This window comes from Peribacillus sp. YIM B13481 (assembly GCF_042787985.1).
Lineage (GTDB): Bacteria > Bacillota > Bacilli > Bacillales > DSM-1321 > Peribacillus > Peribacillus simplex_A.
Genome location: NZ_JBHZPE010000088.1, coordinates 1 through 9,798 on the forward strand (window position 1 = coordinate 1; position 9,798 = coordinate 9,798).

General features: G+C 34.7%; 11 protein-coding genes and 1 pseudogene. 5 read left to right on the forward strand and 7 right to left on the reverse strand.

All coding sequences use genetic code 11. From position 1 onward, the window contains the following. Positions 1-153 precede the first annotated feature (153 nt). Positions 154-1,050, reverse strand: coding sequence for a LysR family transcriptional regulator (locus tag ACFX4X_RS24380; protein ID WP_214811823.1), 897 nt, complete (start codon positions 1,048-1,050; stop codon positions 154-156). Between the two features lie 155 nt (positions 1,051-1,205). Here ACFX4X_RS24380 and ACFX4X_RS24385 point away from each other — a divergent pair, with 155 nt between their 5' ends. Further along, positions 1,206-2,210: a YeiH family protein gene (locus ACFX4X_RS24385; protein WP_284472082.1), complete on the forward strand. Its 1,005-nt coding sequence runs from the start codon at positions 1,206-1,208 to the stop codon at positions 2,208-2,210. A gap of 64 nt (positions 2,211-2,274) precedes the next feature. Here ACFX4X_RS24385 and ACFX4X_RS24390 read toward each other — a convergent pair whose 3' ends face one another. Beyond that, positions 2,275-2,550 carry a hypothetical protein gene (locus ACFX4X_RS24390; protein ID WP_284470984.1) on the reverse strand — a complete coding sequence of 92 codons (276 nt, stop codon included), beginning with the start codon at positions 2,548-2,550 and terminating at the stop codon, positions 2,275-2,277. 28 nt (positions 2,551-2,578) lie between these two features. On the opposite strand from ACFX4X_RS24390, the pseudogene ACFX4X_RS24395 reads away from it, so the two are divergent. Then, a pseudogene (locus ACFX4X_RS24395) lies at positions 2,579-2,899 on the forward strand (transposase); the annotation flags it as partial. A 344-nt stretch (positions 2,900-3,243) separates the two neighbouring features. Here the strand turns inward: ACFX4X_RS24395 and ACFX4X_RS24400 are convergent. Further along, positions 3,244-3,717 (reverse strand): MarR family winged helix-turn-helix transcriptional regulator, encoded by a 474-nt coding sequence (locus ACFX4X_RS24400; protein WP_106028393.1) that lies wholly within the window; start codon positions 3,715-3,717, stop codon positions 3,244-3,246. 130 nt (positions 3,718-3,847) lie between these two features. On the opposite strand from ACFX4X_RS24400, the gene ACFX4X_RS24405 reads away from it, so the two are divergent. The 3 genes from ACFX4X_RS24405 to ACFX4X_RS24415 all read left to right on the forward strand — a co-directional run bounded on the left by ACFX4X_RS24405 (position 3,848) and on the right by ACFX4X_RS24415 (position 5,856). Further along, positions 3,848-4,429, forward strand: a complete 582-nt coding sequence (locus ACFX4X_RS24405; RefSeq protein ID WP_377387282.1) for a DUF3238 domain-containing protein — start codon at positions 3,848-3,850, stop codon at positions 4,427-4,429. 144 nt (positions 4,430-4,573) lie between these two features. Beyond that, positions 4,574-5,158 carry a DUF3238 domain-containing protein gene (locus tag ACFX4X_RS24410; RefSeq protein WP_377387285.1) on the forward strand — a complete coding sequence of 195 codons (585 nt, stop codon included), beginning with the start codon at positions 4,574-4,576 and terminating at the stop codon, positions 5,156-5,158. Positions 5,159-5,229: 71 nt separating this feature from the next. Continuing rightward, positions 5,230-5,856 (forward strand): FMN-dependent NADH-azoreductase, encoded by a 627-nt coding sequence (locus tag ACFX4X_RS24415; protein WP_284470987.1) that lies wholly within the window; start codon positions 5,230-5,232, stop codon positions 5,854-5,856. 460 nt (positions 5,857-6,316) lie between these two features. Here ACFX4X_RS24415 and ACFX4X_RS24420 read toward each other — a convergent pair whose 3' ends face one another. The 4 genes from ACFX4X_RS24420 to ACFX4X_RS24435 form a co-directional block, all read right to left on the reverse strand. Beyond that, entirely contained in the window at positions 6,317-7,267 is a 951-nt protein-coding gene (locus ACFX4X_RS24420; protein ID WP_377387288.1) for a sugar phosphate isomerase/epimerase family protein, read from the reverse strand. Between the two features lie 182 nt (positions 7,268-7,449). Further along, the gene (locus tag ACFX4X_RS24425; protein WP_284470989.1) at positions 7,450-7,830 is read right to left on the reverse strand and encodes a RidA family protein; all 381 of its coding nucleotides are present in this window, start codon (positions 7,828-7,830) and stop codon (positions 7,450-7,452) included. A gap of 452 nt (positions 7,831-8,282) precedes the next feature. Beyond that, on the reverse strand, positions 8,283-9,551 hold the full coding sequence (locus tag ACFX4X_RS24430) for an MFS transporter (RefSeq protein ID WP_377387291.1): 1,269 nt from the start codon (positions 9,549-9,551) through the stop codon (positions 8,283-8,285). A 98-nt stretch (positions 9,552-9,649) separates the two neighbouring features. Then, positions 9,650-9,798: HAD family hydrolase (locus ACFX4X_RS24435; protein WP_377387294.1), on the reverse strand; the 149-nt coding region annotated here is incomplete at its 5' end.

Sequence of the window (9,798 nt, forward strand, 5' to 3'; positions counted from 1 at the left end):
TCGTTATCAATGGGGGCTAAGGAAAATGGCCCCGGTACAATACCGGGACCATTTATTAGCTGCTTAGGCACTTTTTTCTACTGTCCGTAAAATGGGGCACAGTTCAAGGAGCGTTGTCTTTTTTTATATTTTTGATTATTTTATAAAATAGAGCTATTGCAATAATTGGTTCTTTAGATATTTTTCTATTAACTCAATAAATAAGTTCATAGATTTCGTATGCAATTCCACAGATTCTGTTATAACTGAAAAATTTCTTTTTATCGGTGTCCCTTTTACATTTAATACTTGAATGGTACCGAGCATTCTTTCTTTTCTTACAGTAAGTTCAGATAAGTAACTAATACCAAGCCCAGCTTCAACTGCTTCTTTTATAAGTTGTGTGCTGCCGAATTCCATTAACTTGGAAGGACGTATTTGTAAAGATTGAAATAATGTTTCTGTTGCCTCTCTTGTACCAGAACCTTCTTCACGGACAATCCAATTCTCTTGTTCTACCTGTCTTCGTGAAACTTCCTTATTGAAATAAATTGGATATTTGCCCCCTGCCACGATATACATTTGGTCGGTGGAAACCGATTTTATATATATATTTCGAAGAGAAATTTCCCCCTCTACAATACCTACATCGATCTCATGACTTGTGATTGCTTTGGCAATATCCCTTGTGTTGCCAATCTGTACCGAAGGGATGATATTAGGAAATAAGTTTTTCATTCTTGCAAGTATATGTGGTAATACATACTCTCCAAAGGTATAGCTGGCACCAATTTTTAATGGTCCTGTTGGCTCGTTATTTAATTCATTCACTAACATCGACATTCGTTTATATAAACCTGTAATTTCCTTAGCATGTAAATAGACTATTTCTCCTGCTTTAGTTATCTGGACAGATTTGTTTGTTCGCAGAAGTAGTTTTGCACCTACGTATTTTTCCAATTGTTGAATTTGCTGGCTGACTGCTGGTTGGGTCATATGAAGCTCTTCCGCTGCTCTGGAAAAGTTTCTTTTATCAGCTACAGATATAAATACAGATAATAGTTGATCCATATGTTCCCCTCCTTACTATCGTATTTACTTATTACAACTATAATAATCATTTATTTTCCTTATTGTAAATCATAAGTTACGATAAATTAAAAATAATCCAAATAAGGGGTTGAAAAACATTGGAACAAAAAGCGTTAATAACTCCCAGTCCAAATATGCAAAAAAAACCGGCAAAAAAGCTAAATGTTTCTTTGATTTCTGGAATTGGTTTTACCTTGCTCATAGCCGTATTAGGTTTTTTTTTAGCAGCGTTGCCAGGTCTAAATCATATTGGACCTCTTGCATGCGCCATTTTACTAGCTGTAGTTTATAGACAGGTTTTTGGATATCCAGAAAAATTACGTAATGGTATTCAATTTTCATCAAAAAAATTATTGAGGTTTGCCATCATACTTTATGGATTAAAGCTTAACATGATTGTGATATTTCATCAGGGTGTCCCTCTATTGCTAAGAGGGACAATAACGATCATTTTTTCAATTGCTGTTCTTATGATTATTGCAAAATGGCTGAAGGCAGATTTTAATCTTTCTTTATTATTAAGTGTTGGCACAGGCATTTGTGGTGCAGCTGCCATCGCGGCCGTATCGCCTATTATAAAAGCAAAAGATGAAGATACGGCTATGGGAGTAGGCATCATCGCATTAGTCGGCACAGTGTTTTCAATAATCTATACGCTAATATATCCTTTTTTATCAATTGGTCCTATGAACTACGGAAATTGGGTTGGAATCAGCCTACACGAGATAGGCCATGTTGCTTTAGCTGCTGCCCCGGCAGGCCAGGATGCTCTTGCTCACGCATTACTTGCCAAACTTACACGAGTATTCCTATTAATTCCAGTTTGCTTTATCCTCATGCTTTGGATGAAAAAGAAAGGAAAAATAGAAGGGGAGGCAAGATTCGAGTTTCCATGGTTTTTAATTGGCTTTATTGTTATGAGTTTTGTGGGAAGCTATATCATTGGTAATAAGGTATTGGTATCACAAAAAGTGATGTCTGATATTGCAGACTTCACATCATTTATGTTAACAATGTCAATGACCGGATTAGGATTGAATATTAGCTTGAAAGAACTACGTACCAAAGCAATACGTCCACTTATTGCCATTATTATTACATCAATTCTTTTATCATCGCTAACTTATATTAGTCTTTAACAAAGAATAAAAAGGTGAATTTTTACCCACTGCAATACATATATAACAGTAGGGTTTTGCTCAACTAATTCAACTTCAAATGATTTATTGAATTAAAATTTAACTTGATTTCTTGAAGTATAAAAGAAAAAGTAGGCGCAGTAATTAAACGCATTTGATTGATATTTTTAAAATAAATTTCTTTGTTTTGTTCTTTAAGGTTTAGTAAAGGTATTACTTTCGAAATAACTATTTTACCTTCGAAAGTGGGAGTAACTCCTTGTTTTGAACGGATTACCGCTAGCGAATATTGACTAAACTCTTCAATATAGTATGTAGCCACCTGTTCTAATCGCTTCAATCGTTTTCCCACTTTCTTTATAATTTTCTTGGTTGCATTTGCCGGAATCGATCCAGGTGTCTTTGAATCTGGTACATTCAAAGGTACTTTAAATCGGATTACCAAAAGAGGTTCTAGTAGGCTGCGACACGCCTTGTATATGGCTGTAAAATGTGCCATTCGTGATTGTCGCAAAAAGAAAACGACAGATGAAATCATTCCTCGTAACAGGCGATTACGAGAATTTTATGATAAGAAACGTGAGGAAGGAAAGCCCTGTAAAGTAGCTGTGATAGCATGTACCAATAAATTCTTACATTGGATTTATGCACTTTTAAAAAGTAAATCGACTTTCCAAGATCTAGCCTAGCTTTAAAGTATAACTAAACAGTCCAAAACTTTCCAAACACAGAACCTTGGAAGGTTATTTGGCATACGCAAATTTAGTATAACATGAAACATTTTAAGTGTTTATTGAAAAATGTTGACAAACTAGTGGCTGGTTAGTTCTATAAGAAAAGCGAACCTTCTTCAAGAATTGCGCCCTTTAATGGAACAACGAAAATAGAAACACAAATGTTAGCTTGTTTCTCTTCAACTAACGCTCCCGTACAATTCTCCACAAACCTTGCTGCTAATTTAAATCATTACAGGAATGTGTACTGTTAGTACGAATTTAAGCACGATTATAAGTTCCCTTTATAAACTCTATAATTACCAGACAGGTTTTAACCTCGATGATAGTTTATCTTCATTTTCTTCATAAACTAATTTTGTTAAATCTTCTTTGAGCATTTGCAGGCGTTCAGCACCTATCTTTTCAATCCAACGTTGCTCAATTTCAGTTAGTATCTTCTCTTTTGCTTTCACAACTAACCAACCTCGTTCAGTCAAAACAATAATTTTCCCTCTCTTATCAGTGGGATGAGCTTTGCGCATTACATAGCCACTTTTCTCAAGATAATCCACCATTTTACTCACAGCTTGCTTTGTAATTCCTAAATATTCGGCTAGTTCTATACCTGTTGCACCATTGGGAGTGATACATTTAAACATAAAACCATGTGCAGGTCTAATATCTCCAAATCCCAATTCACTCAATCTGTCATGTAATTCAGTAATTGATGTACTAAAGGATAATGATAAAAGTGATGTAAGATCCAACTCACTAAATATTTCATGATTCATACATAAAACCTCCTTAAATAAAGTCAATTAGATTGACTTTGTTTAAAATCCATTGTACTATACGCAATGTAGTCAATCAAATTGACTATAATTCGATTATAAAAAAATTAATACATTATGGAGGGTTCTCATGGCTATCGTTAAAATTAGAGGAAGTGTATTTGCACCATATGCTTGGTTGGAACCTATTAAAGATCCTGCAACAGAAAAGATATTCGAATACACTGGTGATGCACGTGAATTTACACCAAACGCTGTAAACACTATGCGGTCAAGATTAGAGCAAGAAGTGATTATTGATTTTTATAAAAAAGAAATTTTCACATATGTAAATGCTTGTATCGTAACTGTAAAAGTTACAAATCCAAATGGTTCTATTGATTATAAAAAAGGAAAAACAAGTACAGAAAATATTGTATGTACTAATGTTTTGTGGGGCACTGATGAAGTTTCTTTTGAAATGAGGGCAAGTGCAAGTAATCCTTTAAATGCAGCAGCACCTGCGGCTGATTATTTATTAACTATACATGTTAACAAGAGTGGTGCTGCACAGATTGAAGGTGCACATGATGGGTTCCCCTGCTATGAATTTTATAAACAAACAAATTTCGGTCCATTTGAATTAATATATACACATGATTTCAGAAAAACTGGTGACACTCCGGCAGCACTAGCTGGGGAAATGGAATACAGTTTTAAAACGACAATCTAGATATAAATACTAAGTAGAAGTTTACAAGCAGCAACTATTAAAGGAAAAGCAATAACTTATACGGAAGAAATTGCGGCCTGTTTTGCTCAATGGGTCAATATTATTATTACCCAAAATAAATCAAGAATTACAGAGGTGTGCCTCATGACTAATATCGTTAAAGTTAGAGCAAGTGTATTTATTCCAATGTCTTGGACTGAACCTAAGAAGGATACTCAAACAGGAAACATTATTCAATTTGAAGGTGATGCACGTGAATTTACACCTTATGCGGTAAACGCTATGCGTTCTAGAGTGGAACAAGAAGTAGTTGTAGATTTTTACAAAAAAGAAATTTTCACATATGCGAATACGGGCATAACAACAGAAAGAATCACAACTCCTGATGGTTCCGTTAATAAAAAAACAGGAAAAGCTAGAACGGAAGGCATTTTGTGCACTGATGTTGTATGGAGGTCAGATGACGTCAAATTTCAAATGATTGCTAGTGCTAGCAACCCATTAAATGTATATGCACCTCCCGTTGATTATCTATTAACTGTACATGTAAAAAAAGATGGTACTATCGATATTCAAGGTGCACATGACGGATTCCCTTGTTATGAATTTTATAAGCAAGTAAACTTTGGTCCGTTTGAAAAGATTCATACACATGACTTCAGAGAAACTGGTGATACAGCTGAAGCTCTAGGCGGAGACATGGAGTATTCTTTTAAAAAGATATTGTAAAGACAATAGGATTCCCTTTTTAGTGAATAAATATATAACAACAAAAGAGTGACCAATAGGAGGAAAAGAGAATGACAACAGTTTTATTTGTAAAAGCAAACAATCGCCCCGCAAACCAAGCGGTGAGTGTGAAATTATATGAGGCTTTTTTAGCTAGCTATAAAGAATCACATCCAAATGATACAGTGGTAGAGCTTGATTTATACAAGGAAGAATTGCCATATGTAGGAGTAGATATGATTAACGGTACATTTAAAGCTAGTAGAGGACTGGGTTTAACAGCAGAAGAAACAAAAGCAGTAACTGTTGCTGATAAATATTTAGAACAATTCCTTGCAGCTGATAAAGTTGTGTTTGGATTCCCATTATGGAACTTAACAATTCCGGCTGTACTACACACATATATTGATTATTTAAACCGCGCAGGCAAAACATTTAAATATACACCAGAAGGTCCAGTAGGTCTGATTGGAGATAAGAAAATTGCATTATTAAACGCAAGTGGCGGTGTATATTCTGAAGGACCAAAAGCTGAAGTAGAAATGGCTGTTAAATATGTAGCAAGTATGATGAGCTTCTTCGGTGTAAAAAATACAGAGAAAGTAGTGATTGAGGGTCACAATCAATTCCCTGATAAAGCAGAAGAAATTATTGCTGCAGGGCTTGAAAAAGCTGTTAAAGTAGCAAGTACGTTCTAATTAATAAAACACTTGTCACTCAATATAGCAGTACCACCACTTTTATAGCGGTGGTACTGTTTTTTTATTCGCTCATCTTGCTACTTTTGGGGGAGTTAGAACCCAATTGATGTAATATTTCTATTTAAATCTTATAAAAAGATAGAAAAAAGGATTACATTACAATGGAACGTTGATGGACAAAATATATATAAACTTGATTTTCTTCAACTATTCTGTCCTTTAGCTTAGTACAATTCTTCAAAATCTCACAGACAAATATCGAATTTTCTTTTAAAATGATCTTCCACAATCTGGCCCAATTGTTGAACAAAGATCAAAACTCACTCTTGAACTAACCAGCCCCTTTAGGTTCCATAAGAAAGTGTTGTGTAACAACCCTATTGTTAAACTCAAGCACCCTTCTGCAAAATAAAAAACAGGGAGATTATTCCCGAAAGAACCTCTCCCTGTTTTTTATTTAGCGGCAGTATTTATCCCTTAATGCAAGTGCATATCTAACCGATTGCTCTGCACCTTTTTCTTGATCCTCAATCATTTGTTCTAGAAGTTCTGTTGGCGGATAATAGTAATCCAATGGTTTAATTACATTTAAATCATAAGGAGGTTGTTCCACCTTAAATGCTCCTTCGCCTACTGCAAAGACTCCGCCTGTACCAGGCTCTCTCTTAAAATGGATGGCATACGGGAAGCACATTTCAACGTTGATTCTAGTCAACATTGAATTCTCAATCAATATTTTAAAACATTCTTCCAAATCGATATTACCAGTCCCAGCAGGTACGCCACATACCCTGTAATCTTCGCCATCATGGACGATAATATGATCCTTAAAATGAGTTGTAAAGGCATGTGGTGCTAATTTTCTTACAGCTTCAACCGGGTCCTCCCATGCCATCATTGCATTCCCGAAATCACAATGAGCACCAACCCAAGGGCTGTTGACTTCCTTAATGATTTGAATCACTTCATCCGTTAACTCTTCCTCGTGATTTTCAACAGCAAGCTTGATTCTATATTTCTTTAATAATGGTACAATTTGTTTAATATCTTCAGGAGCTCTTCTCAATCTGTCTGGATCATATTCTCCCATGCAGGTATACGTACGAATGACATCCGCTCCAATTCTATGCGCGGCCTCAATGACCTCGGTTAGATGTTTCGGATTGGTTCCATTTGTATCGATTTCAGCGAAAAATCCATACTTTTGAATTTCTTTTTTCACATTGTCTAAGTATTCCGGTTCAAACGAATCTAATGTACCAATTCCTGGTAACCCTGGCCATGGAACAATATTGATCATGACTCCATCTAATCCCAATTCGGCTGTTTTTCTGATAAAACCGAAAATATCCATTCGACCTGTAATAAACTGCAAGTGAAAGCTTTCTGTCTCTAATCCAATTTTCATGTTTTACCCACCTTTATGTTAATTTATTGTGCAGAGAAGAAATTAAACTAAATTTTGTTCGACTTCTATTTTTATTTGAATTAATTTCTGCTTAACGACTTTGCTTACGAAAGTTCTCTTAAATAAGGGAAGAACCAGCAACTAAACGACGGAACACATTCTCTCCAAAAAAGAATAATTGGTCACCTTTTTACCTCGGCCATCAATTCAATTTCAATCATTGCACTCATAGGTAATTCTGCTACCTGAATGGTACTCCTAGCTGGAAAAGGCTTCGAAAAATATTCCGCATAAATTTCATTTACAGTTTGAAAATCTGATAAATCAGTCACAAATATAGTTGTTTTCAAAACTGAATTCATTTCTAGACCTTTTTCTATTAAAATGTGCTTTAAATTTTCTAAACATTGTCTTGCTTGGTCTTCAATGCCTATAGCTAATTTATTAGTATTAGGATTTAAAGGGAGTTGCCCCGAAATATAGAGAATCCCTTTTGATAATACCGCTTGGGAATATGGTCCAATAGGTTGTGGCGCATTATTTGTTAAAACTGCTTCTTTCATAATAAAAATCTCCTTTTTATCTACAATGTTTTTCTCGTAACTTTTTGACCGTTTGTACAGATTCTTTAATTTCATTATCTTGGGCCAATAACATTTGTTCTAAAAGATCCTCACTTCTATAGATGTTGTTAAAGGATCAATCAGTTTTGATGGAAATACGGTTTTTACATCTTAAATGATCCTTTCCTTACTTCGCTTACTCCCCCCGAACCTTTAGGTCGTTTAAAAGTAGAAACATATGAATGACACATTTCTAAAATTATTCTGTGTAAAGTATGACTCCGTCTAATCCTAATTCAGCTGTTTTTCTGATAAAATCGAAAATATTCATTCAACCGATAATAAACTGCAAGTGAAAGCTTTCTGTTTCTAATCCAATTTTCATTTGTTACCCAAATTTAAGCCAATTTATCGATAAAAAATTAAGCATTCATTTAATTATCTTCCAAATATCAGTTAGTTTGTTTTTTCTTTTTTAAAATTTTAACTGAATAGTTACTTATAATAAAACCTATAGCTGCAAATGCAATCATAATCATAAATACATATCTATATCCAGTAATTCCAGGATTGTGATCCAGAATATTACCATACATGGCAAAGGCGAAAATTGAAGGAGCATAACCAACTAAACAAGCTAATGATACGGCAGCACCACTTATTTCTTTTGGAATATCAATTTCATCTAATGGGGCAAAAAACACAGCCCGTTGAGTAAATACAATCGATCCGAAGCCAAGTGTCGCAATTATTCCTATATAAATATTCATTTTGTCATGTGGAAGCATAATAAAAATTATCATTGTAATAATGGATAAGAGAAATGTAAATCTAAGGTATTTTGTCGCTGATTTAAATTTTTTATCAACTAAGAATCCACCGATGGGACCGCCTATCATTTTTAATCCGTATTGGTTTATAATCCCATATACACCTAATAATGCTACCGGCATTCCATAAATTTCTTGCAAGAACGGAATAAAGTAAGTTAAGCCTGCGTAAACCGTATAAACGCAAAATATTGTAAATGAGGAAAACCACAATTTGGGAGTTTTAATTGCTTGAATCGCACCTTTCAAAGCTACTTTACTTTTGCTAATTTCTTCTCCACCCTTATCAAACGTTTCAATAATATCGTCCTCTATAAAGAAATAACTAATAATACCAACAATAATTGTAATCAAGGCAAAGAATAAAATTGCGGCTCTGAAACCTAATGACTCAGATCCTAACCAAATAAATATACCTAGAGCAGAGAATGCAACGATTGTATCTACAACACCACGGCCAGCTTCAAGGAATCCAAACATCCTGCCTTGTTCGTCGGAGTCTCCAAGCAATTTAACGGTTTTTATCAATACTGGCCAAAAAGTAATCTCTGTAAATAAAGCCATTACTCCCCAAGAAGCTAAAATTCCATAATAACTTGGTATAGTAGATAAATAAATCCCAGTTGCACCTACCCCAATCAATCCAATCGGAATTAACTTCCTTTTAGAAAATCTATCAGTGATATAAATGGAGACTACATAACCAAACATTTGCACAATAGCATATACAGATAATGCCAAACCTATTTGGGTATGTGAAAGATGAAAATATTTTTGCATCGGAATGTAAAAAGCATCTTTTAAGGATGACAATTTAAATATTGTTCCTCCTCCCAAAATTAAGATACATAAGGTAAACCATTTTTTGACCTGCTTTTTTGCTACTGCCATAAACAATCCCCCCTCATAAACAGACGATTTCCAAAAGTCCTGCCATTATTTGATATATATCCATGCCATTTTATCGCTTGCTCCTTCGGCATTGACACTTATTTTTGAACCTCGAAGTTCTCCATATATCGATAAATCGCATAAGCTACCCCGTTCTCATCATTTTTCATGGTTGTCGTTGTACAAACAGCTTTTATGACATCTTTCGCATTTCCCATCGCTACGCTGTATCCAACTTTCTGGAACA